21 protein-coding genes and 1 riboswitch are annotated in these 25,215 nt (G+C 59.7%); of the genes, 15 read left to right on the top strand and 6 right to left on the bottom strand.

The features are described 5' to 3' along the window. Positions 1-32: 32 nt before the first annotated feature. From uca to ACWJ62_RS19470, 3 genes are read right to left on the bottom strand one after another with little or no spacing between them, the layout of a single operon-like run. Complete coding sequence (uca, locus tag ACWJ62_RS19480; protein WP_449287653.1) at positions 33-3,668, bottom strand: urea carboxylase; 3,636 nt, start codon at positions 3,666-3,668, stop codon at positions 33-35. Next, the gene (locus ACWJ62_RS19475) at positions 3,659-4,297 is read right to left on the bottom strand and encodes an urea amidolyase associated protein UAAP2 (RefSeq protein WP_449287652.1); all 639 of its coding nucleotides are present in this window, start codon (positions 4,295-4,297) and stop codon (positions 3,659-3,661) included. Before ACWJ62_RS19475 ends, uca begins: the two co-directional genes overlap by 10 nt. Before the next feature lie 12 nt (positions 4,298-4,309). Continuing rightward, positions 4,310-5,035: an urea amidolyase associated protein UAAP1 gene (locus ACWJ62_RS19470; protein ID WP_449287651.1), complete on the bottom strand. Its 726-nt coding sequence runs from the start codon at positions 5,033-5,035 to the stop codon at positions 4,310-4,312. Between the two features lie 58 nt (positions 5,036-5,093). Continuing rightward, positions 5,094-5,199, bottom strand: a riboswitch (guanidine-I (ykkC/yxkD leader). A gap of 375 nt (positions 5,200-5,574) precedes the next feature. Here ACWJ62_RS19470 and exaC point away from each other — a divergent pair. The 13 genes from exaC to ACWJ62_RS19405 all read left to right on the top strand — a co-directional run bounded on the left by exaC (position 5,575) and on the right by ACWJ62_RS19405 (position 19,834). Next, entirely contained in the window at positions 5,575-7,095 is a 1,521-nt protein-coding gene (gene exaC / locus ACWJ62_RS19465; protein ID WP_104321811.1) for an acetaldehyde dehydrogenase ExaC, read from the top strand. A 334-nt stretch (positions 7,096-7,429) separates the two neighbouring features. After that, positions 7,430-7,501, top strand: a complete 72-nt coding sequence (pqqA, locus tag ACWJ62_RS19460; protein ID WP_007153157.1) for a pyrroloquinoline quinone precursor peptide PqqA — start codon at positions 7,430-7,432, stop codon at positions 7,499-7,501. A gap of 53 nt (positions 7,502-7,554) precedes the next feature. Beyond that, positions 7,555-8,484, top strand: a complete 930-nt coding sequence (gene pqqB / locus ACWJ62_RS19455) for a pyrroloquinoline quinone biosynthesis protein PqqB (protein WP_449287650.1) — start codon at positions 7,555-7,557, stop codon at positions 8,482-8,484. Further along, on the top strand, positions 8,481-9,236 hold the full coding sequence (gene pqqC / locus ACWJ62_RS19450) for a pyrroloquinoline-quinone synthase PqqC (protein WP_449287649.1): 756 nt from the start codon (positions 8,481-8,483) through the stop codon (positions 9,234-9,236). Before pqqB ends, pqqC begins: the two co-directional genes overlap by 4 nt. Beyond that, positions 9,236-9,511, top strand: a complete 276-nt coding sequence (gene pqqD, locus ACWJ62_RS19445) for a pyrroloquinoline quinone biosynthesis peptide chaperone PqqD (protein ID WP_148608858.1) — start codon at positions 9,236-9,238, stop codon at positions 9,509-9,511. Before pqqC ends, pqqD begins: the two co-directional genes overlap by 1 nt. Continuing rightward, the gene (gene pqqE, locus ACWJ62_RS19440; RefSeq protein WP_449287648.1) at positions 9,508-10,644 is read left to right on the top strand and encodes a pyrroloquinoline quinone biosynthesis protein PqqE; all 1,137 of its coding nucleotides are present in this window, start codon (positions 9,508-9,510) and stop codon (positions 10,642-10,644) included. The genes pqqD and pqqE overlap by 4 nt, the downstream gene beginning before the upstream one ends. Further along, a complete protein-coding gene (locus tag ACWJ62_RS19435; RefSeq protein WP_449287647.1) occupies positions 10,610-12,532 on the top strand; it encodes a prolyl oligopeptidase family serine peptidase in 1,923 nt (640 codons plus the stop codon). The genes pqqE and ACWJ62_RS19435 overlap by 35 nt, the downstream gene beginning before the upstream one ends. Positions 12,533-12,576: 44 nt before the next feature. Then, complete coding sequence (gene ercA / locus ACWJ62_RS19430) at positions 12,577-13,740, top strand: alcohol dehydrogenase-like regulatory protein ErcA (RefSeq protein ID WP_449287646.1); 1,164 nt, start codon at positions 12,577-12,579, stop codon at positions 13,738-13,740. Continuing rightward, positions 13,724-15,490 carry a NahK/ErcS family hybrid sensor histidine kinase/response regulator gene (locus ACWJ62_RS19425; protein WP_449287645.1) on the top strand — a complete coding sequence of 589 codons (1,767 nt, stop codon included), beginning with the start codon at positions 13,724-13,726 and terminating at the stop codon, positions 15,488-15,490. The genes ercA and ACWJ62_RS19425 overlap by 17 nt, the downstream gene beginning before the upstream one ends. Before the next feature lie 116 nt (positions 15,491-15,606). Further along, positions 15,607-17,397 (top strand): CotH kinase family protein, encoded by a 1,791-nt coding sequence (locus tag ACWJ62_RS19420; protein WP_449287644.1) that lies wholly within the window; start codon positions 15,607-15,609, stop codon positions 17,395-17,397. After that, positions 17,394-18,152: a polyphosphate polymerase domain-containing protein gene (locus tag ACWJ62_RS19415; RefSeq protein WP_449287643.1), complete on the top strand. Its 759-nt coding sequence runs from the start codon at positions 17,394-17,396 to the stop codon at positions 18,150-18,152. Before ACWJ62_RS19420 ends, ACWJ62_RS19415 begins: the two co-directional genes overlap by 4 nt. After that, on the top strand, positions 18,136-18,720 hold the full coding sequence (locus ACWJ62_RS19410; protein WP_449287642.1) for a DUF4956 domain-containing protein: 585 nt from the start codon (positions 18,136-18,138) through the stop codon (positions 18,718-18,720). Before ACWJ62_RS19415 ends, ACWJ62_RS19410 begins: the two co-directional genes overlap by 17 nt. Further along, a complete protein-coding gene (locus ACWJ62_RS19405; protein WP_449287641.1) occupies positions 18,710-19,834 on the top strand; it encodes an OprO/OprP family phosphate-selective porin in 1,125 nt (374 codons plus the stop codon). The genes ACWJ62_RS19410 and ACWJ62_RS19405 overlap by 11 nt, the downstream gene beginning before the upstream one ends. On the opposite strand, the gene ACWJ62_RS19400 is transcribed toward ACWJ62_RS19405, so the two are convergent. The 3 genes from ACWJ62_RS19400 to ACWJ62_RS19390 are packed head-to-tail and all read right to left on the bottom strand — an operon-like array spanning position 19,806 to position 23,292. Further along, positions 19,806-21,176, bottom strand: coding sequence for a sensor histidine kinase (locus tag ACWJ62_RS19400; RefSeq protein ID WP_148608866.1), 1,371 nt, complete (start codon positions 21,174-21,176; stop codon positions 19,806-19,808). The genes ACWJ62_RS19405 and ACWJ62_RS19400 overlap by 29 nt on opposite strands. Then, positions 21,173-21,856: a LuxR C-terminal-related transcriptional regulator gene (locus ACWJ62_RS19395; RefSeq protein WP_449287640.1), complete on the bottom strand. Its 684-nt coding sequence runs from the start codon at positions 21,854-21,856 to the stop codon at positions 21,173-21,175. Before ACWJ62_RS19395 ends, ACWJ62_RS19400 begins: the two co-directional genes overlap by 4 nt. Next, complete coding sequence (locus ACWJ62_RS19390) at positions 21,814-23,292, bottom strand: response regulator (RefSeq protein WP_449287639.1); 1,479 nt, start codon at positions 23,290-23,292, stop codon at positions 21,814-21,816. Before ACWJ62_RS19390 ends, ACWJ62_RS19395 begins: the two co-directional genes overlap by 43 nt. A 192-nt stretch (positions 23,293-23,484) precedes the next feature. Between ACWJ62_RS19390 and ACWJ62_RS19385 the strand changes: the two genes are divergently transcribed. Continuing rightward, a complete protein-coding gene (locus ACWJ62_RS19385; protein WP_148608868.1) occupies positions 23,485-23,769 on the top strand; it encodes a hypothetical protein in 285 nt (94 codons plus the stop codon). A gap of 67 nt (positions 23,770-23,836) precedes the next feature. Further along, the gene (locus ACWJ62_RS19380; protein ID WP_449287638.1) at positions 23,837-25,213 is read left to right on the top strand and encodes a class II fumarate hydratase; all 1,377 of its coding nucleotides are present in this window, start codon (positions 23,837-23,839) and stop codon (positions 25,211-25,213) included. The last annotated feature ends 2 nt before the right edge of the window (positions 25,214-25,215 follow it).

Below are 25,215 nucleotides of genomic sequence, written 5' to 3'. Positions count from 1 at the left end.
TGGTCTTTTTCAGTTTTTTTGGGTTGCTGGCATTACTCGGTAATCTCTTCCACGATCACGACCGGCGTTCCCGGCGAGACCGCCTGACCCGCTTCCCGACGCACGTCCACCACGCGTCCGGTTACGGGGCTCAGTAATTCGATTTCCATCTTCATGGATTCAATAACCGCCACTGGCCGCTGGGCATCGATGGTGTCGCCGGGCTTGACCAGGCATTCCCATAGATTGCCCGCCACATGGCTTTCCACTGCGTGCTGGCCCGCCGGCAGGTTGGCTATGTCGTTCTCGCCGGTCTCCTCAATCGGCGCCTCGGAGCTGAAGTTGATCTGGCCGGACTCGATCCAGCGTTGGAGTTCCGCGTCGAAGGCCTGTTTCCGTTTGGCCGTGAAGGTCTGGATTTCGCCGTCGTTGTTCGCCAGAAACTGCTCGTAGTCCTTCAGGTTGAAGCGGGTTTCTTCCACCTTTATCGGGTAGTCGCCATTTGGAAAGTCCCTGCGGATCTGTTGCAGTTCTTCGGCACTGACTTCGTAGAAACGCACCTGGTCAAAGAACCGGAGCAGCCAGGGCTTGCCAGCCTCGAACAGGTCGGTCGTGCGGTAGCGGTTCCACATCTGCAGGGTGCGACCAACAAACTGGTAGCCTCCCGGGCCTTCCATGCCGTAGATGCACAGGTAGGCGCCGCCGATGCCTACGGAATTTTCCGCGGTCCAGGTGCGGGCCGGGTTGTATTTGGTGGTCACCAGCCGGTGCCTTGGATCCAGCGGGGTCGCCACCGGCGCGCCGAGATAAACGTCGCCCAGGCCCATCACCAGGTAGCTCGCTTCAAAGAGCGTCTTTTTGACCTCGTCGATGCTGTCCAGCCCGTTAATGCGGCGAATGAACTCCAGGTTGCTGGGACACCAGGGCGCGTCCTTGCGCACCGACTGCATGTACTTGGCTATGGCGGTCTGGCAAGCCTCGTCGTCCCAGGAAAGGGGCAGGTGCACGATGCGTGCGGGCACGTCCCACTCGGGCTGCTTTTCGAGTTCCTTTTCGGCGCTGATCAGCAGATCCAGCAGCGTGCGCTGGTCCAGTTTCTGACTGTCGTAATGCACCTGGAGAGAACGGATGCCGGGGGTCAGCTCCAGAATGGCGTCGTGATTCTGATCGCGCAGCCACAGCATCAGGGCGTGGGCGCGGAAACGCAGGCGTATGTCCAGCTCCATGGGGCCGTATTCCACCAGCACGTAATTGTCGCCGGCGGCCCGATAGACCACGCCGGTCTCATGCTCATTGGCACTGAGTGAAGCCAGGATCGGAGTGGTTGGCTCGATGGGTGTGATGTGGGCAGTAGCCGAGGTCAGTGTTGCCACGGATTCGTCCAGTGCTTCCCGCAGGGCCACCGCCTGATCCTGGCTTACCGGCACAAACTTCACCTTGTCGCCAGCCTTGAGCTGTCCCAGTTTCCACAAGTCGGCGCTGATGACGGTCACCGGACAGACGAAACCGCCCAGGCTAGGTCCATCGGGGCCAAGAATCACTGGCATGTCGCCGGTGAAATCCACCGTGCCAACGGCGTAGGCGTTGTCGTGGATGTTGGAGGGGTGCATGCCCGCTTCGCCGCCGTCGCTGCGGGCCCATTCCGGCTTCGGGCCGATCAGGCGAACGCCGGTGCGGCTCGAGTTGTAATGGATCTCCCACTCACTGGCAAAGAAGGTGTCGATGTCTTCTTTGGTGAAGTAATCCGGGGCGCCATGAGGCCCATAGGTAACGTGCAGTTTCCAGGTCTTGCCGATGGTCGGCTTCAGGTCGGCGGGCAGGGTTGTCAGGCTGGTTGGTTCGGCATTCGCCATTGCCAGCACATCGCCGGCTCGCAAGGCACGGCCACCGTGGCCGCCAAACTGTCCAAGGGTAAAGGTGCTGCACGAGGTCAGGTACTCGGGGCAGTCCAGCCCACCGCGGAACAACACGTAGGCCCGGGCGCCGTCCGCCGTGGTGGCGCCCAGCTTGAGGGTGGCACCGGCTGGCACGTCAATGACTTGCCAGAAGTCCACCGGCTCGTCGTTCAGGGCTGCGTCCAGAGCGGCACCGGTGAGGACGATCTGGGTAGCCCGGTTGAACGTCAGCACCGGCCCCTTGAGAGTGATTTCCAGGCCCGGAGCCCCTTCCCGATTGCCCAGCAGGCGATTGCCAAGCCGGAACGAATAGCTGTCGAATGGGCCGGAGGGTGGTACGCCGATTTCCCAATAGCCGATGCGGCCGGGGTAGTCCTGGATGGTGGTCAGGGTGCCGCCACTGAGCACATCCACGGTGGCCGGCTGGTAATCGAATTCGTTAAGGGTTCGAGTAAACAGTCTACCCTCGGCAAAGCGCGGGTCGTCCAGTACCTGGCGCACGTACTTGAGGTTGGTTTCGATACCGTAGAGCTGGCTGTCGTCGAGTGCCTGAATCAACCGCTGACGGGCGGACTCGCGATCAGACTCATGCACAATGACCTTGGCGAGCATGGGGTCGTAGAGTGGCGATACTTCAGTGCCCGGCTGGATCCAGGTGTCGATTCGCAGGCTATCCTCTTCGGGCCAGGCCACGTTGGTGAGCAGGCCGGCGCCGGGCTGGAAATCCTTGTTGGGGTCCTCGGCATAGATCCGCGCCTGAATGGCGTGGCCGGAAGGGGTGAGGTTGCTGCCCAGCGCTGACAGGTCGGGCAGGGTGCCGGCGCCCAGTTCCACCATCCAGCGTACCAGGTCGACGCCGTAAACCTGCTCGGTGACGCCGTGCTCAACCTGTAAGCGGGTATTCACTTCCAGGAAATAGAACTCGGTGGTGTCCGGATCATAGATGAATTCGACGGTGCCGGCACTGCGGTAGCCGATGCTTTCACCGAGCTGACGGGCAGTGTCGTGCATGCGGGTGCGGACATCGTCGGTCAGCCCGGGAGCCGGGGCCTCCTCAATCACTTTCTGGTTACGGCGTTGGGCGGAACAGTCCCGTTCCCCCAGGGCCAGTACCTGCCCCTGACCATCGCCGAACAGCTGCACTTCGACATGACGGGCGTGCTCGACGAATTTCTCCAGGAACACGCCACTGTTGCTGAAATTGTTCTGGCTAAGTCGCTGGACGGATTCGAAGCTCTTGCTCAGGTCATCAGGACCGTAGCAGCGGGACATGCCAATGCCGCCACCGCCGGCGGTGCTTTTCAGCATCACCGGGTAGCCGATGGTGTCAGCCGCTGTCAGTGCTTCCTCCAGATCGGTCAGCAAGCCGGTGCCCGGGAGCAGTGGCACACCGGCGCTTTCAGCCAGTGACCGGGCCGTATGCTTGAGACCGAATTGCTCCATCTGCTCGGGTGTCGGGCCCAGGAAGACCACGCCCTCGGCGTCACAGCGCCGGGCAAAATCGGCGTTTTCGCTCAGGAAGCCGTAGCCGGGGTGGATGGCGCCGGCACCGCTCTTGCGGATCACCTCGAACAGCTTGTCCTGGTCCAGGTAGGTCGCCGCCGCTGTGCCTTCACCGAGGGAGTATGCTTCATCTGCCTGCCGTACGTGCAGGGAATCCGCATCCGCCTCGGCGTAGACCGCAACCGAGGTGCAGCCCATGTCACGCAGGGTTCGAATCACCCGGCAGGCGATGGCCCCCCGGTTGGCGATCAGGACCTTGTTGGGTTTGTTGAGGGCGCTGTTCAGCTCCATACCAGCACCTCGATCGGTGTCGGATTCCAGCCGTTGCAGGGGTTATTCAGCTGCGGGCAGTTGGAAATCATGACCAGCACGTCCATCGCTGCTTTCAGCTCCACGTATTTGCCGGCATCGGAAATGCCGTCAGCGAAGGTCAGGCCACCCTCGGCGGTCACCGGCACATTCATGAAGAAGTTGATGTTGTGGGTAATGTCGCGCTTGGTCATACCCAGCTCTTCATGTTCGGTGACAGCCACCAGCCAGCTGTCCCGGCAGGCGTGCATGCACTTTTTCTCGAGCGCATAGCGGGTGGTGTTGCTTTCGGCGGCACAGGCGCCGCCCAGGGTGTCGTGACGGCCGCAGGTATCTGCGGTGATCTCGAGCATGACGTTGTTTTCAGAGGACATCAGTTTCGAACCGGCAGTCAGATAGACATTGCCCTGTTCCCGGACGGTGTCCATCGCGCTGTAGCGTTCGGTCGGATTGTGGGCGTTGTAGAACAGGGTGTCGGCGGCCTGGTTGCCTTCCAGGTCCAGAATCCGGACCGTCTCGCCGGCTTTCACCACCTTCAGGAAATATTCGCCTGCCGGTACGGTTTCACGGAAGGCTGCGTCTTCAGGCTTCAATGCGCTTTGCTTGATCATCTCCGGCCTCCGTTACTGGAACAAGTGGTACAGGGCGTTATTGGCGAAGGCCCGGGTGGCCTCCGGCGACGACGTCTTGCAGGGATCGGCATCGGTTACCGGCGCCGCCTTGAAAAGCTGGTAACGCACTGGATGGCTGGGGTACTCGGTAGCAGGATTCATCGGGTGCGGGCAGGTGTGCAGCACCACGATGGTGTCCATTTCAAAGCGCAGGTCCACGGTGGCGCCGGCTTGGGAATGGCCTTCTGCAAAGGCCATGTTGCCGTCGTCATCGGTCTTCACCTTGCTGAACCAGTTCAGGTTGGCGGTCAGGTCTTTCTTGCCCATGCCGTACTTGGCCAGTTCGTTCAGGAAGCTGGTGTAGCCATTACGGTGGTAATGATTGTGGGCTTCCTGATAGGCCTTTTTGCCCCAGCGCTGTTCCACCAGGTCGGCGTTGCAGGTGCCGGCAACGGTGTCATGCCAGCCCAGGTCGTCCCGGATGATGGAGGCAAACACCCGGCCCATGTCAGACAGCAGAACATGGCCTTTGGTGAGCAGGAAGGTGTGCTGGTTTTTCAGGGTGTCCGGCATGTTGTACCGCTCGAGCGGGTTCTCGGGGTTGTACATCAACATGCCGACGTTGGTCCCTCCGGTTTCGTCAATCAGGCGCAGCACATGGCCGCGGCGCACGATAAAGGACCAGTGGGATCCGCCGGGAATCAGATCGTCGTAGAGGGGGGCTGCGGTTTGCAACATGGCCTTTTCCTCCTGGTTAGGGCATCCAAAAAAGCGAGAGGCGTCAGTAACTGAGCGATCCTCCCGGGCTTTTGTCCCGCCGTGTAACCTTGGAAAAGGTCGTCAACTCTCGGACCAGTCGTCTGCGTTTGTGGTTGCAGACCGGAACCCTAGTTGACCATTGGTCAGATTGTGGCGCTTTGATTGTGGTTTCAGTAACCGACGTCTCGCTGCGTAACAGATTGACTGCAGAGTCCATGCCAGTTTGTAAGTCCTTGTTTTTGTTGACGGTGCTTTTGAGCGTCGGGGTGAGGTTGCCTCTTGCCTGGGCGCTCGCACTGTTTTTGTGCATTGCTCCGAGCCTTGGCTGTGCATTTATTTTCGGTGGGTGATTGTGGGGCCGGGCCGCTGGTGCCATGGCCTTCCAGCCATCTACTACCAAGGGAGGAGTTTTTCGCCTCCATCGCATCATTCAAACCTCGGGGATTGAGGTCTACATTGAATGGGTAAACGCGAAAGGCCGCGTTGCCCTGCGACAAACACAACAAGAGGTCGAGATCATGATCTACGCACAACCAGGAAAGGATGGCTCCGTCGTTTCTTTCAAATCCCGTTACGAGAACTATATCGGTGGCGAGTGGGTTGCCCCGGTAAAAGGCCAGTATTTCGAGAACATCACACCGGTTACTGGCAATGTGATCTGTGAAATTCCGCGCTCCAGTGCCGAAGATATTGATCTGGCGCTGGACGCAGCGCACAAGGCGGCACCAGCGTGGGGCAAGACTTCGCCCACCGAGCGTTCCAACATTCTGTTGAAGATTGCCGATCGGATCGAGGCCAACCTCGAGAAGCTCGCAGTTGCGGAAACCTGGGACAACGGCAAGGCCGTGCGCGAAACCCTGAACGCCGACATTCCCCTGGCAGCCGACCACTTCCGCTACTTCGCGGGTTGTCTTCGTGCCCAGGAAGGCCACATGGGCGAGATCGACCACAATACCGTGGCGTATCATTTCCATGAGCCGCTGGGTGTCGTTGGCCAGATCATTCCCTGGAATTTCCCGATTCTGATGGCAGCCTGGAAACTGGGCCCCTGTCTGGCTGCGGGTAACTGCACCGTGCTGAAGCCTGCCGAGCAGACGCCTGCCAGCATCCTGGTACTGATGGAAATCATTGGCGACCTGCTGCCGCCGGGCGTACTGAACATTGTTAACGGCTACGGCATCGAGGCTGGCCAGGCCCTGGCCACCAGCAAGCGTATTGCCAAGATTGCCTTCACCGGCTCCACCCCGGTTGGCTCCCACATCCTCAAGTGCGCGGCTGAAAACATCATCCCGTCCACAGTGGAGCTGGGTGGCAAATCCCCGAACATCTACTTCTCCGACGTGATGAAGGCCGAGCCGGAATTCATCGACAAGTGCGTGGAAGGCCTGGTTCTGGCGTTCTTCAACCAGGGCGAAGTCTGCACCTGTCCGTCTCGGGCACTGGTTCAGGAAGACATGTTCGAAGAGTTCATGCAGAAGGTGGTTCAGCGGACCAAGTCGATCAAGCGCGGTAACCCGCTGGATACCGATGTTCAGGTAGGCGCCCAGGCGTCCAAGGAACAGTTCGACAAGATCATGTCCTACCTTGCCATTGGTAAGGAAGAGGGCGCTGTGGTTCTGACTGGCGGCGATCGCGAGCACCTGGATGAAGAGTTCAACAATGGCTTCTACATCCAGCCGACTCTGTTCAAGGGCGACAACAAGATGCGCGTGTTCCAGGAAGAAATCTTCGGACCGGTTGTGGGTGTGACCACCTTCAAGACCGAAGAAGAGGCCCTGGCCATTGCCAACGACACCGAGTTTGGTCTGGGTGCCGGTGTGTGGACCCGTGACACCAATCTCGCCTACCGGATGGGCCGCAACATCCAGGCCGGTCGGGTGTGGATGAACTGCTACCACGCTTACCCGGCTCATGCTGCCTTCGGTGGTTACAAAAAGTCTGGCGTCGGCCGTGAAACCCACAAGATGGCGCTTGAGCACTACCAGCAGACCAAGTGCATGCTGGTGAGCTACGACACCAACCCGCTGGGTTTCTTCTGAATCTATGAGCGGTAAGCGGGCCTCCCACACGGGCCCGCCTGTGAGTCAGCACATTGGATGTGCACCTTCATCCCCCGGTGTCTGACCGGGGCGACTCTCTGATGAGAGTTCGGGTTTTTCTGTCACTCTCTTTGGCCCTTCCCAGGGCCTTTTTTCGTTTCAGGCCAGAGCCGGTTTCTGCCGCCACCCATGTGCGACCTAGGGAGGCACCAAAACAGTTCCAAAGTACCATATTGGCCCCTTGCCCCGGCCGATAGGATGGGAACTGGGTTATCGGCAATGTCGTTGATTCACCCTCAATGCGCTAACAATCATGACAATATAGGTGAGCATTATGTGGACCAAACCAGCCTACGAAGATCTCCGCATCGGTTTCGAAGTCACCATGTACTTCGCCAATCGCTGAGTGCTGAAGCGGCCAGCCTCGAGCTGGCCGTTTTGCTTGTGGAGTGACCCACCATGTTGATTCACGTTCTGGGCTCCGCCGCCGGCGGTGGCTTTCCCCAGTGGAACTGTAACTGCGCCAACTGCGACGGCTTCCGTAAGGGTACTCTGAACGCCCAGGGCCGTACCCAGTCTTCCATTGCTATCAGTGAAGACGGCGAGCACTGGATCCTGTTTAACGCATCCCCGGATATTCGCGCCCAGTTGGCTTCTTTCGAAGCGATGCAGCCGGCCCGTGCTCTGCGCGATACCGGCATTGATGCCATTGTGCTGATGGACAGCCAGGTGGATCACACCACCGGCCTGCTTTCCCTGCGCGAGGGCCTGCCGATGGACGTCTGGTGTACCGAGCAGGTTCATGAAGATCTGAGCGGTGGTTTTCCGCTGTTCACCATGCTCGAGCACTGGAACGGTGGCCTGAACTGGCAGCGTATCGAGGCGTCCGAGCAGTCGCCCTTTACCATACCCTGCGCACCGTCCATCGAGCTGACCGCCATTCCGCTGCTGAGCAACGCACCCCCGTATTCACCGCGCCGGGACAACCCGCACCCGGGCGATAACATTGGCCTGTTCCTGAAAGACACCCGTACCGGCCAGACTGTGCTCTATGCCCCCGGACTGGGTGAGCCGGACGACCGTATTCTTGGATGGATGCGCCGGGCCGACGTCCTGATGGTGGACGGTACCGTCTGGCACGACGACGAGATGATCCGTCAGGAAGTGGGTACCAAGACCGGGCAGGCCATGGGTCATCTGGCCCAGAGTGGCCCGGGCGGCATGATCGAGGTGCTCGATGCCATGTCGGCTCAGCGCAAGATTCTGATACACATCAACAACACCAACCCGATCCTGAACGAGGACTCGCCGGAGCGGGCGGAGCTGATCCGCCACGGCATCGAAGTATCCTGGGACGGGATGCACATCGACCTGTCGGGGCAGCCATGAACGCCAAAGCCAACACCGCCATGAACCGGACGGATTTCGAGCAGGCACTCCGTGCCAAGGGCCAGTACTACCACATCCACCACCCGTACCATAAAGCCATGTACGGCGGGCAGTGCACGCCCGAACAAATCCGCGGCTGGGTGGCCAACCGGTACTACTACCAGATCAAGATTCCCCAGAAAGACTCCGCCATCATGGCCAACTGCCCGGACGCTGGTGTGCGCCGGCTCTGGCTGCAGCGGATTCTGGACCACGATGGCCACGACGGGGATGTCGGCGGCATCGAAGCCTGGCTGTCCCTGGCCGAAGCCGTGGGCCTGAGCCGGGAAGAGGTAATTGATCAACGCCACGTGCTGCCCGGGGTACGCTTTGCCGTGGATGCCTACCTGAACTTTGCCCGCCGGGCGACCTGGCAGGAGGCGGCCTGTTCGTCCCTGACCGAACTGTTCGCCCCGGAAATCCACCAGTCCCGACTGGACAGCTGGCCTGCCCACTACCCCTGGATTGAAGAGAGCGGCTACAGCTACTTCCGCAAACGTCTGTCCGAAGCGAGAAGAGACGTGGAACATGGCCTGACCATTACCCTGGACTACTTCACCACCGAGGCGCAGCAGGCCCGGGCCCTGGAGATTCTTCAGTTCAAACTGGACATCCTCTGGACCATGCTGGATGCCATGACCATGGCCTACGGCCACTGCACCCCGCCGTACCACACCGTGACCGACGAACAGGTCTGGCACCGGGGGCTGTAATGGAGGTGGGTATGCATGAGATACCGCGTTTTCGCCGGGGGTTCCGGTTCCAGTGGGAGCCGGCCCAGGAAAGTTATGTGCTGCTCTACCCCGAGGGCATGGTGAAACTCAACGGCAGTGCCGGCGCCATTCTCAACGAGGTGGACGGCCAGCGTAGCGTGGCCGATATCGTCGCCAGCCTGGAGCAGCAGTTCCCCGACGCCGGCCCGCTTGGCAAGGACGTCAGCGAATTTTTGCAGGACGCCCGGCAACAACACTGGATTGAACTGTCATGAGCACGACTAACCCCCACAACGCCGGGCCACCCCTGTGGCTGTTGGCGGAGCTTACGTATCGCTGCCCGCTGCAATGCCCCTATTGCTCCAATCCGCTGGACTTTGCGCAGACCCAACAGGAGCTGACCACCGAGGAGTGGGTGAGCGTGCTTCGACAGGGGCGAAAAATGGGCGCGGCCCAACTGGGCTTCTCCGGGGGCGAACCCCTGGTGCGCCAGGACCTGGCGGAGCTGATTGCCGAAGCACGGCACCTGGGGTATTACACCAACCTGATTACCTCAGGGCTGGGCCTGACGGAGGCCAAGGTGGGCGCTTTCGCCGAGGCGGGGCTGGATCATATCCAGGTGAGCTTTCAGGCTTCAGATCCGGAACTGAACAACGCCGTGGCCGGCTCCCGCAAGGCCTTTGACCAGAAGCTGGCCATGGCCCGTGCGGTGAAAGAAGCCGGCTACCCGATGGTGCTCAACTTCGTAATCCACCGCCACAACATCCACCAGATGAACGACATCATGGATTTGTGCGAGCGCCTGGGGGCGGACTACGTCGAGCTGGCTACGTGCCAGTATTACGGCTGGGCCTTCGAAAACCGGGAAGGGTTGATGCCTTCCAAAGCGCAGCTGGTCAAGGCAGAGCAGGAAGTGAACCTGTACCGGGAACGGCTGCAGCAATCCGGCTCGGCCATGAAGCTGATCTTTGTTACACCGGACTATTACGAAGAGCGCCCGAAAGCCTGCATGAACGGCTGGGGGAATCTGTTCCTGACCGTGGCGCCGGACGGCACCGCATTGCCGTGCCACAGCGCCCGTTTGCTGCCCATCGACTTTCCGAATGTCCGAGACATGGATCTGCAAAACATCTGGTACGACAGCCCGGGGTTCAACCACTACCGTGGCGACAGCTGGATGCCGGAGCCTTGCCGTTCCTGCGATGAGAAGGAGAAAGACTTCGGTGGCTGCCGCTGCCAGGCCTATCTTTTGACCGGTAATGCGGATAACGCAGATCCAGTATGCAGCAAATCGTCGTATCATGATCGAATCCTGGCAGCGAGGAAAGCTGCCGATCATGCCACGGCCGGCCTGACTGAACTGGTTTATCGAAATGCGGACAATTCACGGCTTTTCTTCCGGGGTTAACAGCTCCGCCATCGATCCTGCACTGGTCGGCCATCACCACGACAAAACGGTACTGAGTGCCTACGAGGCCTGCTCGGCCCATATCCAGCGTGGCGAACTTGCGGTGTCCCCGGCGGGTGTGTTCTGGCTGGAGACTGATCCGGCACGCGGTTGCAATTCGCTCTGGCACCTTACCGATCAGGGGCCGGTTCGTCTTGGGCCTGATGATCTTGGCATCCGCAGCCGGGTAAATGGCTACGGTGGTGGCGCCCTGGCGGCTGCCGACAGCGGCGTATTCGTGGTTGGCGAGGATCAACAGATACGGTTTGTCAGTCTGCCCGACGGCCAGTGCCTCACCCTGACCGATGACCCTGGGGCGGCCTATGGTGGGTTGGTCGCTGACCCGTCCCGTCAACGGGTGCTCGCGGTACGGGAAGCAGAGGGCAAACAGCAGCTGGTTGCCGTCTCCATGCAGGGTGAGCGTTCGGTTCTTCATTCCGGCCTGGATTTTTACAGCTCGCCGGCGGTCTCGGCCGACGGCTATCAGGTTGCCTGGACCAGCTGGCAGCTGCCGGATATGCCCTGGCTGCGTACCCGGCTGTGGACCGCAAATTTCTCTGAAGATAGATCGCTGGATCAAGGCCGGGAATGGCCAACACCTTCTGAGTCTTCGGTACAGCAGCCGGTGTTCGATGGCAACCAACTCTGGGTTTTGTCCGACCACGAGGGTTGGTGGCAACCCTGGCGTGTTGATACGTCGGGCGAGGGCGGATGGCACGCCAGCGATTCGCCAGCTCGGGATCATGCCAATGCCCCCTGGCAGTTGGGCGAATCCCACCACTGCCCAACAGGCAGGGGCGGCTGGGCCAGGGTTCGTTATTGTAATGGCACGGGTGAGCTCTGGCTCAGCTCCGGGCAAACCGGTGACGCTATCCGGGTTGCCCGGGACTTTGGCGACTTCCGTTGTCTGCAGTCGGCTGGCGAGCATCTCTACTGCATCGGCCGCGCATCCAGCCGCCTCGACGCCGTCCTCCAGATTGATCTCGAGACCGGACAGGCCCGCACCATTGCCGGGGGCGAGGAGGCCATGCCAGAGGCGAGGGCGGCACTGCCGCTGGATATCGAGATTCCAGCCCTGAACCCGGGCGAAGCTTCTATCCACGGGTTTTTCTACACGCCCAAGCTGGCCACGCCAGACGTCCCTCCACTGATTCTGATTGCTCATGGAGGGCCGACGTCGGCGGCCTATCCGGTGTTCAATCCCCAGGTTCAGTACTGGTGTCAGCGGGGATTCGCCGTGGCTGAAATCAACTATCGAGGCAGCACCGGCTTTGGTCGTGAGTTCCGCCTGGCCCTGGAAGGGCGGTGGGGTGAAGTGGATGTCGTGGATATGGAACGGGCGGCAGACCACCTGGCCTCCTTCGGCCTGGCTGATGGCAACAGGGTGTTTATCCAGGGCCGTAGTTCCGGGGGCTACACGGCTCTGATGGCGATGATCCGAAGCCAGCGTTTTACCGCCGGTGCCAGCATGTTCGGCGTGACGGATCCCATGCGCTTACGGGCCATGACCCATCGCTTTGAGTCCGGTTATCTGGATTGGCTGCTGGGCTCGCCAGAAAAACACCCGGAGCGGTGGCAGGAGAGAACGCCTCTGTTTCACGCCGATCGTATTACCGCGCCGATGATTTTTTTTCAGGGCGGGCAGGATAAGGTTGTGGTGCCCGAGCAGACCCGTGCCATGACAGACGCCATGAAAGCGGCTGGCAGGGCACCAGAGTTGCACTGGTTTGAAGACGAGGGTCACGGTTTCCGGCGCCAGGCCAACCAGGCCGGTATGCTCGAATGGATGTTCAGCTTCTACCGAAAGCATAGCCAAAAGGCCAATGATCAGGCAGAGAAGTTGAGTTAAACTCTCGGCTATTCCTATAACAACAAGCGGTCGAGTGCAGTCTGATGAGTCACGATATATCCAGCTTGCGAAAGTTTGTTTCACCGGAGATCGTATTTGGTGCCGGCTCCCGGAAGTCCGTGGCCAACTTCGCCAGTAATTTCGGTGCCCGTCATGTCTTCCTGGTGTCGGATCCGGGTGTAGCTGCCGCCGGCTGGGTCAATGAAATCGTGACGCTGCTGACCGATGCGGGTATCCGCTCGACCGTGTACACCGGTGTATCACCCAACCCCAAGGTGGATGAGGTGATGACCGGCGCCGAACTCTACAAATCCAATGAGTGCGATGTCATCGTTGCCATCGGCGGTGGCAGCCCCATGGACTGCGCCAAGGGCATCGGTATCGTGGCCACTCACGGTCGCAGCATCCTGGAATTTGAGGGCGTCGATACCATCACCAACCCGTCACCGCCCCTGATCCTGATTCCCACCACGGCGGGCACCTCGGCGGATGTGTCCCAGTTTGCGATCATTTCCGACCCCAACCGCCGGTTCAAATTCTCGATCATCAGCAAGGCCGTAGTGCCGGATGTGTCCCTGATCGATCCGGAAGTCACCGAGACCATGGATGCCTACCTCACCGCCTGCACCGGGGTCGATGCCCTGGTGCATGCCATTGAGGCCTATGTGTCGACTGGCAGCGGGCCGCTGACCGATACCCATGCGCTGGAGGCAATCCGGTTAATCAACCGGAATCTCGAGCCGTTGGTGGACAACACGGCAGATCCCTATCTTCGGGAGCAGATCATGCTGGCCTCCATGCAGGCGGGGCTGGCCTTCTCCAATGCTATTCTCGGGGCGGTACACGCCATGTCTCATAGCCTGGGTGGCTTCCTGGATTTGCCTCATGGGCTGTGTAATGCGCTGCTGCTGGAGCACGTGGTGGCTTACAACTTCCAGTCTGCCGAAGACCGGTTCCGCCGCGTTGCCGAAGCCATGGATATAGATACCCGGGGTATGAGCAAAGCGGAAATCAAGAAGCGGCTGATGAACCGTATCGTGGAGCTCAAGCGTCGGGTCGGTCTTGAGGCGCGTCTTGCCCAGCTGGGTGTTTCGGTGTCCGATATTCCCCACCTGTCCGGCTTTGCGTTGCAGGACCCCTGCATTCTCACCAACCCCCGGAAGTCGTCGCTGCGGGATGTCCAGGTTGTCTATGAAGAAGCCCTCTGACATCAAGGATGGCGAACAGGACAGTAGCTACGGAATTGGCGATCTTCTCGGGCTGGGCAGCCAGTCCGTCCGCAAGAACTATTACCCGGCTCTGCAGGAACGCATTGACGAGCTGGAGCAGGAACGCAACCGTTACAAATGGCTGTTCGAGAACGCCTTGCACGGTATCTTCCAGGCCAACCTGCGGGGCGGTTTTCTGGCCTGCAACCCGGCCATGGCGAGGATCTGCGGTTACGACAGCCCTGAGGCGCTCACGGAAAAGGTCATCCGCCTCCGTGAACAGTTGTTCTGCAGTTCCAGTGAATTCGATGCCATACGTCAGGAGCTTCTCGACGAGGGCAGCCTGAGTGCGCGGGAAACCCGTTTCCAGCGTGCTGATCGCACGCCGGTCCACGTTGCTGTCACCTTGCTGCGACGCCCGGACCTCGGACCGGAAGTGGTGGAAGCCTTCGTTGCCGACATTACCGAACGAGTGTTGGCCCGGCAGAAACTGGAGCAGTTGAACGCCACCCTCGAGCGGCGCGTGGAAGAGCGGACCGAAGCACTGCAGAATGCCAATGTGGGCCTGCGCTACCAGATTGAGGAACGTGAGAAGGTTGAGCGCGAGCTCTTTGTTGCCATGGAGGCCGCCAAAGAGGCCAACCGCAGCAAGGATAAATATCTCGCGGCGGCCAGCCATGACCTGCTCCAACCCCTGAATGCAGCCCGGCTGATGATCTCCGCGCTCCAGGACAGCACTCTGCCGGAACAGGAAACCCGTATGGTGCACCAGGTACATCGGGCTCTGGAGGGCGCCGAAGACCTGCTGGCGGACCTGCTGGATATCTCCAAGCTCGATCAGCAGGCGATGAAGCCGGATCTGGTGTACACCGATGTGGCCGCCCTGGCCAGATCCCTCGGGGAGGAGTTTGAGGCCGTTGCTAGCAATGCTGGCCTTGGGTTTCGGATCCGGACCATTCCGGCGATGGTGCGAACAGATCAGCGCATGCTGACCCGTATCCTCCGAAATCTGCTTAGCAATGCCTTCCGGTACACTCGCAAGGGCGGTGTTGTCATGGCTTTGAGATCCCGCGGCGACCGTCTGCGGATTGAAGTCTGGGACACCGGTGTTGGCATCGAGGAAGACAAGCTCCGGGACATTTTCACCGAGTTTCACCAGCTGTTGCCCCAGGGCACCGGCGGTCGGCAGGGTGTGGGGCTGGGGCTGGCCATCGTGGAACGGATGGTCCGGGTGCTGGGATACGACATTGATGTGTCATCACGGCCCGGTCGTGGTTCCCGCTTCGTGCTGACCCTTCCGCTCGAACCCGCTCAGGCCAGACCGGATCTGGCTCGCGCAGATTCGCTCCAGAATTTCGCCGATGGCTTTGACGGTGTACCGGTGCTGGTGATCGACAACGAGCCGGCGGTTCTGGAGAGCATGCAGTTGCTGCTGGAGCGTTGGGGCTGTGAAGTGCTCACAGCCGCCAGCAAGGCAGAGGCCGTAGAGACTCTGGAGCAAACCGGCCAGATACCGGCCATTATCCTTGCGGACTATCACCTGAACAATGAGCGAACCGGTTACGATGCCGTTCACGGGGTTCGCCGCCACCTTGGCCGGGACATTCCCGCCGCCATCATTACCGCAGATCGCAGCGACGACACCCGCAAGATACTGCGCGCCCAGTACCTGCCAATCCTGAACAAGCCGGTGAAACCGAACCGGCTCAGGGCCCTGATGACCAGCTTGCTGGCTTCTGACTCGGCCTGACCCTTTCTCGCCAGTCATGTAAGACCTTCTTACATACACTCTGAAGCGCTTCGCGAAATACTCCCTCAACCGGTCTCCGATACCGGCAAGTTTCAAAACATCTGAGGGAGTAACAGATGAAAACAACAACGATTGGCCGGAAAGCCGGCAGCGGATTTGGGCATTGGTGGCTGGCAATGATCGGCGCTGTGCTATTGGCAGGTTGCGGCGGTGGGGGCAGCGAGACGGAGGTGTCCAGCCCATCGGATTTCGAACCCCCGGCCGAGCCCGTGAATATAGGAGGCGATGCCGAGCTTTATGATCCCGAACGGCTGATTGATGTGTCGGTCACCATGAGCTCCGCCGATTTCAGCAAACTGAAATCGGAAGCCCGAACCCTGGCCAGCACCGACCGGGAATGTGTGCCCGAGTTTGAATACACGGAATTCACCGCCAGTGTCACCATCGACGGTGACCGCATGGACCGGGTGATCGTGCGCAAGAAAGGCTACCTGGGCTCCCTGAGCCCCAGTATCCCCTCTCTCAAGCTGGACTTTAACGATCTCTGGCCTGGTCGCACTTATCAGAACATGACCCGGATGACCCTGAACAACAACCGCCAGGACCCATCCAATGCCCGCCAGTGCCTGGCCTATGACCAGTTCCGGCAGGCCGGGCTCGCGGCGCCGAAATGCAATTACGCCAGAGTGTCTGTCAATGGCGAGGATCTGGGTGTGTTTACCAATGTCGAGCCGATCAAGAAGCCCTTTCTGGCACGGGCATTCGGGGACGACGACGGTAACCAGTACGAAGCTCAAACGGCGGACTTCGGTACCTGGCTGAGCCAGCGTTTCGAGAAAAAGACCAACGAAAAAGAAAACGACCGGACTGACCTGCAGGCCGTTACCGATGCTCTGGCCTTGCCCGATGAGCAGATGCTGAATGTATTGCCGCAGCTGGTGGATGTGGATGAATTTATCCGGTTCTGGGCGGTGGAAACACTGTTGGGCGCCTGGGATTCTGCCACGGGCAATGCCAATAACTTCCACATCTATCGGGACCCCGGAGACGGTCTGTTCCATTTTATTCCCTGGGGCGCTGATACGGCGTTTCGTGGGACGCATCCCCTGAAGCCGCTGACGGGGGTGCTCTACCGCAACTTCTCGCTGGCGGACCGGCTTTTCAATATTCCCGAGTACCGGGCGCGCTATGAGGCCGAGCTTGAAAACCTGCTGGCCACCCAGTGGGATGAGGCCGATTTGCTGACGGAAGTGGAGCGGAAACGTCAACTCACCGGAACCAGCGCGGAGACAACTGCCAGCCTGAAAGCCTTCATTGGTGGCCGCGGCGTGGCCGGCGATGACGATTTCCGGCCCGCCCGCAGAGCTGTTATTGAACAGGCCATCGCCGAGCAAACGCCCTCCGGGGACGTATACCGGCTCGCGGACACGCAACCGGACTGCAGTGCGCCGGCGACAACCAGCCTGACCGGCACCGTCAAGTCTGAGGACGGTGCCGACACGGGCGCCTTCCGATTCACGTTGCCCGGAGGTCAGGCGGTGAACGCGAGCCTGACCTTTGCTGCCTTCGAGGTGGACAGCCTGGTTTACTCGGTTGATCGCGAATCAAAGCCGGCGGTGATGAGCCTCCTGCTGATTGGCGCGGATATCAACGACAACTTCACACCCTATGTGCTGCAACTGTTTATCGAGGCATCCGATTACGTGCCCGGTACACACGAGTTCCACGGCTTTGCCACCAACGCCTTGCTGTTTGAAGTGGACGAAAGCCAGCCCGGGGATGTGCGCACCCTGGCCCTGGGTGCAGAGGGCAGTATTACCATCAGCCGAGCAGGCACCGGCGCCAGTGAGGGCGATGTGGAGCTGACTCTGGATGCCACCCTGGAATACGATTCGGGCATCCAATGAACATGGCCGTCGCCAGCCCGCCGGATGCATTCCGCGGGCATTGCCTGGGCGAGCAGATGCAGGCCCGTTTGATGAACCGGGTCGACACCAAGTTTCTGGTGTCGGCCCACCTGCTGGATGCCTGCCTGCGCGGTTTGGAGCACCACTACTCCATTCTGGAGATCGACGGGAACCGGCGGTTCACCTATGACACCCTGTATTTTGATACACCGGGTCGCCAGCTTTATCTGGATCACCACAACGGCAAGCTGAACCGATTCAAGCTCCGAATCCGGCACTACCGCGAAACCGGGGGTAGCTTCCTGGAGGTCAAGAAAAAGAGCAATCGGGAGAGAACCATCAAGAACCGTTTGCCGCTGACATCGCAGACCGTTACGAACAACCGGGTGATCCCGTTTCTTGAAGAGCAATTGGGCCGACCGGTGGCAGGGATGCTGCCGGCTCTTTTTGTCGGCTACCGCCGGATGACCTTGATGAGCCCGATGGGAACCGAGCGGATAACCGTGGACACGGGGCTGGGTTTTCACTCGCCCGACCGTCGAAACAGTTTGTGCCTGCCCGATATTGCCGTTTTCGAGGTCAAGTACGATCGCAAGATCCCTTGCTCCCCCTTTCTTGAACGTCTTGGTCAGCTTGGCTGCCGGCCGATGCAGTTCAGCAAATACTGCATCGGTACCAGCCTGTTGTTCGGCCACGAATGCAAAACCAATCGTTTCAAACCGCTGTTGAGGAGACTCCATGGAATCTGCAGTTGATTTCCATTTTGTGATCCGCCTTTTAATCAATACCGCCTCGGTGTTTGTGCTGATTCGTTGCTACTACGCCTTTTCCCGTCACCGGGAGAATGCCGCCTCGTTCATTCTGTTTGGTGTCGGCGTTTTTCTGGTGACTGCCTTGCTGCATTCGGTCACCGTCACCATGGGCTTTGCCTTCGGGCTGTTCGCAGTTTTCTCTATGCTCCGGTATCGCACCGAGGCGCTGGGCATAAAGGAAATGACCTACCTGTTTCTGGTGATTGCCATGGCCCTGCTGGCGGCGGTTGGGAACATGCACCACCTGGAACTGGTGTGCCTGAATCTCCTGGTCATTGCTCTGGCGCTGGTGCTCGAAACCCGTGTGCTTTTGCCGAGGCACAGCGAGAGAGAGGTGGAGTACGAAAAGATCGAAAACATCCACCGGGATCGCCGGGAGCTGCTCATTGCGGACCTTCGTGAGCGTACCGGTCTGGATGTGTTTAGGGTGGATGTGGTGTCTGTCAGCTATCTGAGGGACACCGCCATGCTGCGAATGCACTTTCGCAAGGATGCCGATCATGTTCGCTGAGCTGAAATGGGCATTGCTGGTTATCGGTCTGACACTGGCGTTTACGCTGCAGCCACTGCTCGTTCTGGCGTCACCGCTGGAAGCCGAACTGGGTGGTTATGTCGCCGCCGGTGTTGACCATTACGGCGCGTTTTATGACGAAGATGGCGAGCGCAGCACAACCCGGGGCGTATTGCGAAATGCGAAGCTTGAACTGGAACTGAGCTGGGGAGAACGCTGGGAGGCAGAGCTGGACGGCAGCTATAAGATCAAAGGCGACAAGAAAGAGCTGGATCTGGGCGATGCTTATCTTCTCTATGACGGTAGGAGCCGTTTCGAGGCCCAGATTGGGCGCTTCAAGGAGCCTTTCGGCCTGGAGCGCCTCGCCAGCTACACCAGCCTGAACACCAGCGAGCGTTCGCTGGTGACCTCGGCGTTCGCACCGGGTCGTTCCACCGGTATTATGGCGGGGCAGTACCGCAAACGCGGCACCTGGTCACTGGGCCTGTTTACCGATGAACCCGATGGTGGCTCCACTCACGCCATAACCGCGAGACTGACCCGTACCCCCATTCGTTCAGAGAGCCAGACCCTGCATTTGGGTGCAGCCGCCTCTTATCGTGATCTCGGCGACAGCCGTTTCCAGATCAAGGATGAAGGGGAAGTGTTCAGTGCCGACAATGTCATCCGCAGCCCAAGGTTCGAGGCCCGTGATGCCTGGCTGGCAGGTTTTGAAGCCGCCTGGCTTCATAATCGCCTGACCCTCGTGGCGGAAGCCATGGCTCAGAATGTGCGGCGAACCGATGGGTCGCGCTGGCAGTTCGGTGGCGCTTACCTCCAGGCCGGTGTGTTCCTGACAGATGACCAGCGTTATTACAGCCGGGGTGAGTTCGACCGGATAGAGCCCCGGCACCGGGCGGGCGCCCTGGAACTGGTCGCCCGGTACAGTGCTGTGGACCTGAGAGACAGGAACCTGGGAGCCGAGGCGAGTGTGACGCTGCTGGGTCTTGCCTGGTATCTGGGCGAGCTGTTCCAGCTGCGTCTGAATTACCTTTTGCCGGATATTCGCGGTAACACCCTGATGGCCAACCCGGACGGAGACGCCGTTACCCTGCGTGCAGTGCTGCGGTTCTAGGTAGCGTGAGGGTGACCTGTGTCCACTGGCCGGGCTCGCTGGTAATCGACATGTTGCCCTTGTGATGTCGCATGATGGTCTGGCAGATGCTCAGGCCCAGCCCCAGGTTGTCCGGCGTATCACTGGTGGAATAGAACGGATCAGTGAGCCGCTTGATATCGTCCGGCGCGATGCCCTGGCCGTTGTCCCGAATCACGATTCTATGAGCATTGTCGGTGCTTTCGGCGGATATCTCGATCTTGCCGGGCCGCTGGTTTTTGCTGACGGCAGAGACGCCATTGAGCAGCAGGTTAACGAACACCTGGGTCAGGGCAGACGGATAGCAGGGAACGGTCGTCCCGTCCGGGATGTCAGTCTGAAGCTCGACACCTCGGAGCTGATGCTGGCAGAAGCGGGTGGCGGTGGTCACCAGTTTGCCAAGGTCTGCCGTCTCCAGGTGGTGTTCCGGTACCGGACGGGAAAACTCGATCAGGTCAGACACAATATCGGCAATGCGTTTCTGGTGGGTGCTGGCGTCGGTCAGGGCGTCTGCGACCTCGACATCCCGGTTCACCGAGCTGGCAAAATCCACCGCCTGGCTGGCGCAGTTCAACGGGTTCATGATTTCGTGCAGCAGCCCCTTGGCCATATGGCTCAGGGCCTGATGTTTCTGTTCCTGGGCCAGTCTTTCTTCCGTTGATTTCAGGGTTTCCAGAGTGCGGGAAAGTTGTCGATTCCGGTCCCGAAGCAGGAATTGAAGTGCCAGCAAATTGCGCAGGAACTGTGACAGAAACCAGGCCGACAGTGGCGCGACCACGAGGCACATCAGAATCAGCCAGTTGGTCAGAATGCCGATCAGGGTGTCGCTTACCTGAGCGCTGTCGACCGCCACGAACGTGGCGAGGACCAGCAGTGTCAGGTTGATCAGGATAATCACGCTGGTGTGGAACAGGGACAGGGTAATGATGCCCACGGAGCTGATGAAAAAGAACAATCCCACGATGGGAGCGAGCGATGCGCCCGTTGTCATGTATCCCAGGTAGCTGAACGCAGCCATGTTGAAAAACACCAGGTAAACGATCATCGGCGCTGACCGGCGCAGGCGCGTGAACCGGTGAGCGGCGATCAGACCGGTCAGTATCGCGGTGTAGATGAGGTAGATGCCGAATACGTCCGGTGCATCCGGGTTCAGGGCCAGGCCCCCGAGAAACAGCAGGGTACCGATAAAGGCAATGACCAGGTAAACGTCGGCGAACAGGGGCAGCACCCGGTACCGATACTGGGTATGGTAGAAGCGTTCGAAGCGTCGCTGTCGGTAGGCGGGCAGCTGGCGGATCTGATCCATCCCGGAAAGCAGTTTCACTCGGCGGCTCCGTGTTGGTGTCGTTGCATAAAGATAATGAGCTCGGGCAGGCGCTCGAAGCCCAATTTCACGAAAATCCGGTCCTTGTAGGAATGCACCGTCTTGCAGGAAACGCCAAGCCTGCCTGCAATATCGCGTACCGGCAGCCGGCTGGCCATCAGCTGTGCCACTTCCCGTTCCCGTCCGGACAAGGCCTGATAGGCGAGCATGGCGGCCGGTGCTGGTTCCTGTTGCCAGTTACCGACATAGACCTGCCCGTTTCGAATGTAGAACAGCGTCTTGATCAACTCCTGTACTGGCTGGTCTTTGGATACCACGGCCTTGATGCCTGCTTCCAGATAGATCGCCATCCGTCCGCTGCTGACCGGCGTGTCCGATATCAGCAGTACGGACAATGAAGGATTCATCGCCAATGCATGCTCGGCGATGGTGAGCCCGTCGTTGTCCTGCAGGTTTTCTTCAATCAGCAGTACTGAAGGGGTGGCCGTCTTCAGGCGATTGAGCGTTGCCACTCCGGTCTCCGATTCGCCGACCAGCTCGACCTCATCGTGCAAAAGGATCTGGAATAACAAGCTGTCACGGAGCAGTCGCTGCCCCATGGTGACGTACAACCTGAGCCTGCGCTGACCTGACGCCATCAGTCTGCCCTGGCCGGCAGCTGAAGGCTCAATCGAAGACACTGGTCGCCTCCGGTTACATCGATGTCGCCAGCAAGCAGTCGGGTGCTCACGAAGAGCATCAGAAGGGCGCTCTGCTGCTCCAGTAGTGGTCGGGAGATACGGGTGATTGGTGCCAGCAGGTGGCTGTACATGTGAAGTGGGCTGGCGCTGGTGACCATGAGACGGTTCTCGGTCCGGGTCAATTCCAGAGCAGAGCGCTCCAGCCCGGAGGCCTTCATCAGGGTTGCCAGTGCCCGGCAAAGGGCCATCAATGGTGTTTGTGTTTCGCTCGCGACTGCCGGGTTCTCCAATGCGTCCGCCAGACCCTGGTCAAAGGCTTGCCGGCTCAGGATGCCGTGCACGTAGCTTGACTGCAGGGTGTCCAGCTGTCGGCCCACCAGTCCGGCAAAGTCCCTTACAAGATCATGCTCAAGCGCGGTTTCCCGGCTTGCGCGCAGATGGGGTGGCTGGGCAGGAAGTGTGCGGACGGTTGCCAGGGCGTCCAGAAAGTCGGCGGTGATCGGTTCGCCGGTAAAACCGTCCACTCTCCCGGAAAGATGTTCAAGCAGTCTGGCTCGTCGTTGCTGGCGAAGCTCCGCGAACTGTTGTTCTGCGATTGAGCGTGAACGGTCCCTTGCAGAGACCAGGGCGCGATGTTGGACAAGAGCCGTGCGGAAGAGAGACAACAATTCGGCTGCGTTCCACGGCTTCTTTTGATAGCGGAAAATCCGGCCCTCGTTAACTGCATCCATGGCCACATCAACCTCGCCCCAGGCTGACGTGAGAATGCGGACAATGGTCGGATGCGACTGGCGTAGTTCGTCCAGCAGCTCTTTGCCATGCATCCCGGGCATTCTCTGGTCGGTCATCACCACCGCGACATCGCTGTCTTTCTGCAACACGAGCTGAGCCTCTTCTGCACTGATGGAGCTCAGCACGCGGAATTCGTTCTGCATGCGCTCCAACTGCCTCGACAGATAACGGGTGGCAGTCGGTTCGTCATCCACAATCAGAATCGCCGGTTTGGGGCCCTCGTGGGGCTGGATGGTATCCGGAGAGGGTGTTTGTCCTTCGCGGGTAAGCGCAGCTGTGAGCACGTGCGACCGGATAACATCGGGATTGACCGGCTGTTCGAAACAGCGATCGATCAGCTGATTGTCCAGCAGTTTCACGAGGAGGTTCAGCGCAATGGCATCTCCTATGAGGATCTTCAGAATCCGGGGGTGGTGGTCCCTGGCCTGTGCCAGTAGCGACGACTCAAGATAGTCATCAGCGCGGTTCGGAAGCAGAATTATGGCGGTGGGTATGGTGGGAGCCGAGGCCAGGTAGTCGAGTGCCCCCTGGTCAGTGGCGAACGCGTGAATAACGAAATCGCTGGCGAACAGGGTTTCGAAATGCTGCCGGCCCTGGTCGTCGTCATACCGGAGAAGGATCTCCGCCGCTCCGCTAGTCGCCATGATTGCTCTGTATCCTGCTGATGGGGTCGGGAAGAGATTAGCAACAGCAGTGGCTTAGCGGTGTAGGAAATTCCTACAAGAGTACCTTTGCCGGTAATGAAAGTCTGGTTCTGTGACAGCCTTGGCACTATGGACTGTCCTGGCGTCAGGAGCGACTACACTTACCAAAGGCTCATCGAAAGGGAAATAACCATGACAGTTCCTGAGAATGGTCTGACGAATCACGAAGTAACCATCTGCCTGGCTGGCGGCGCCGTAATGGGTCCGTTCAATGCGACCTGGAGCAAGGATTCCGGTGGGGATGTGCGTGAACTGGTCCGCGAGTACGATGCGTTTCTGCAGGGTGAAAAGCAGCACCGTTACAAGTTTCACCTTCACGACACCTACACCAACACCGTTCATACCCTGATCCTCAATTTTGAACAGGTTACGGGCATCTGCGACCATGTCCGGCTAAGATCCCAGGGCGGCGGCTGAGCCATGGCCGGGCCCCTGGCGTACAGGCCAAGAAGCCCACAGTGCAAACGCACGGACAGGAGGGAATATGAGCGAATTCAGAACGGAAACCGACAGCCTCGGGGACGTCCAGGTACCTGCTGATGCGCTCTGGGGCGCGCAAACCCAGCGCGCGGTCGAAAACTTCCCGGTCAGTGGCCAGCCGATGCCTCAGCCGTTTATTGCCGCCGTTGCCCAGATCAAGCGAGCGGCCGCCGAGGCCAATACCAGCCTGGGACTGCTGGACAACGATCTGCGGGATGCGATTTCCCGGGCTTGCGAAGATCTGGTGAAGGGCGAGTACGCGGATCAGTTTCCGGTGGACCGCTACCAGACCGGCTCCGGCACTAGCACCAACATGAATGTCAACGAGGTCATCGCCAGTATCGCCCGCAACGCAGGCTTTGAGGTGCACCCGAACGATCACGTGAACATGAGCCAGAGTTCCAACGACGTGATTCCAACGGCGATCCACGTGAGCGCCGTGATTGCAGCCAAGGAGAAGCTGCTGCCGGCGCTGTCGCATCTCTGCGGTGTGATTTACGAGCAGGAAGCGGCATTTTCCAGCCAGGTAAAAACCGGTCGCACCCACCTGATGGATGCCATGCCGGTGACCCTCGGCCAGGAGCTGAAAACCTGGCGCGAACAGCTTCTGGCCGTGGAAAAGCGGTTAGAAGCCGCAGCTGATGAGCTGTTGGCCGTACCCCAGGGCGGCACAGCGGTGGGTACCGGAATCAATGCGCTACCGGAATTTTCCGGCCAGTTCGTCAAGTTCCTGCGCGCCAACACCGGCTATCCGTTTACCTCTCTCGATCACAAATTCACCGGCCAGAGCGCCGTGGATGCTCCGGTGGCGCTGTCCGCACAATTGCGCGGTGCGGCCATTGTTCTAACCAAGATCGCCAACGATTTGCGCTGGATGAACAGTGGTCCGATTCATGGTCTGGCTGAAATCAGTCTTCCGGCATTGCAGCCGGGGAGCAGTATCATGCCGGGCAAGGTAAACCCGGTGATTCCCGAATCCGTTGCCATGGTGGGTGCCCAGGTGATGGGGCTGGACAGCGCTGTGGCTATCGCCGGCCAGTCCGGTAATTTCCAGCTCAACGTCATGCTCCCGCTGGTTGGGGGTAACCTGCTGGACATGACCGATTTGCTCGCCAACGCGGCCATCATGCTGGCGGACAAAGCGATCAAGGATTTCTCGGTCAATGCCGACAACCTGAACTCAGGTGTGGGTAAGAACCCGGTGCTGGTGACAGCACTTAATCCCGAGATCGGCTACAGCCTGGCGGCAGACATTGCCAAAGAGGCGTATAAAACGGGGCGGCCAGTCATCGATGTGGCGGAGGAGCGCAGCGGCCTGAGCCGGGAGCGGCTTGAGGAATTGATGGATCCGCTCAAGCTGACGCGGGGCGGTATCGCCTGACC

This window comes from Marinobacter sp. PE14, from assembly GCF_053566155.1.
This window is presented reverse-complemented; position numbering and strand designations above follow the sequence as displayed.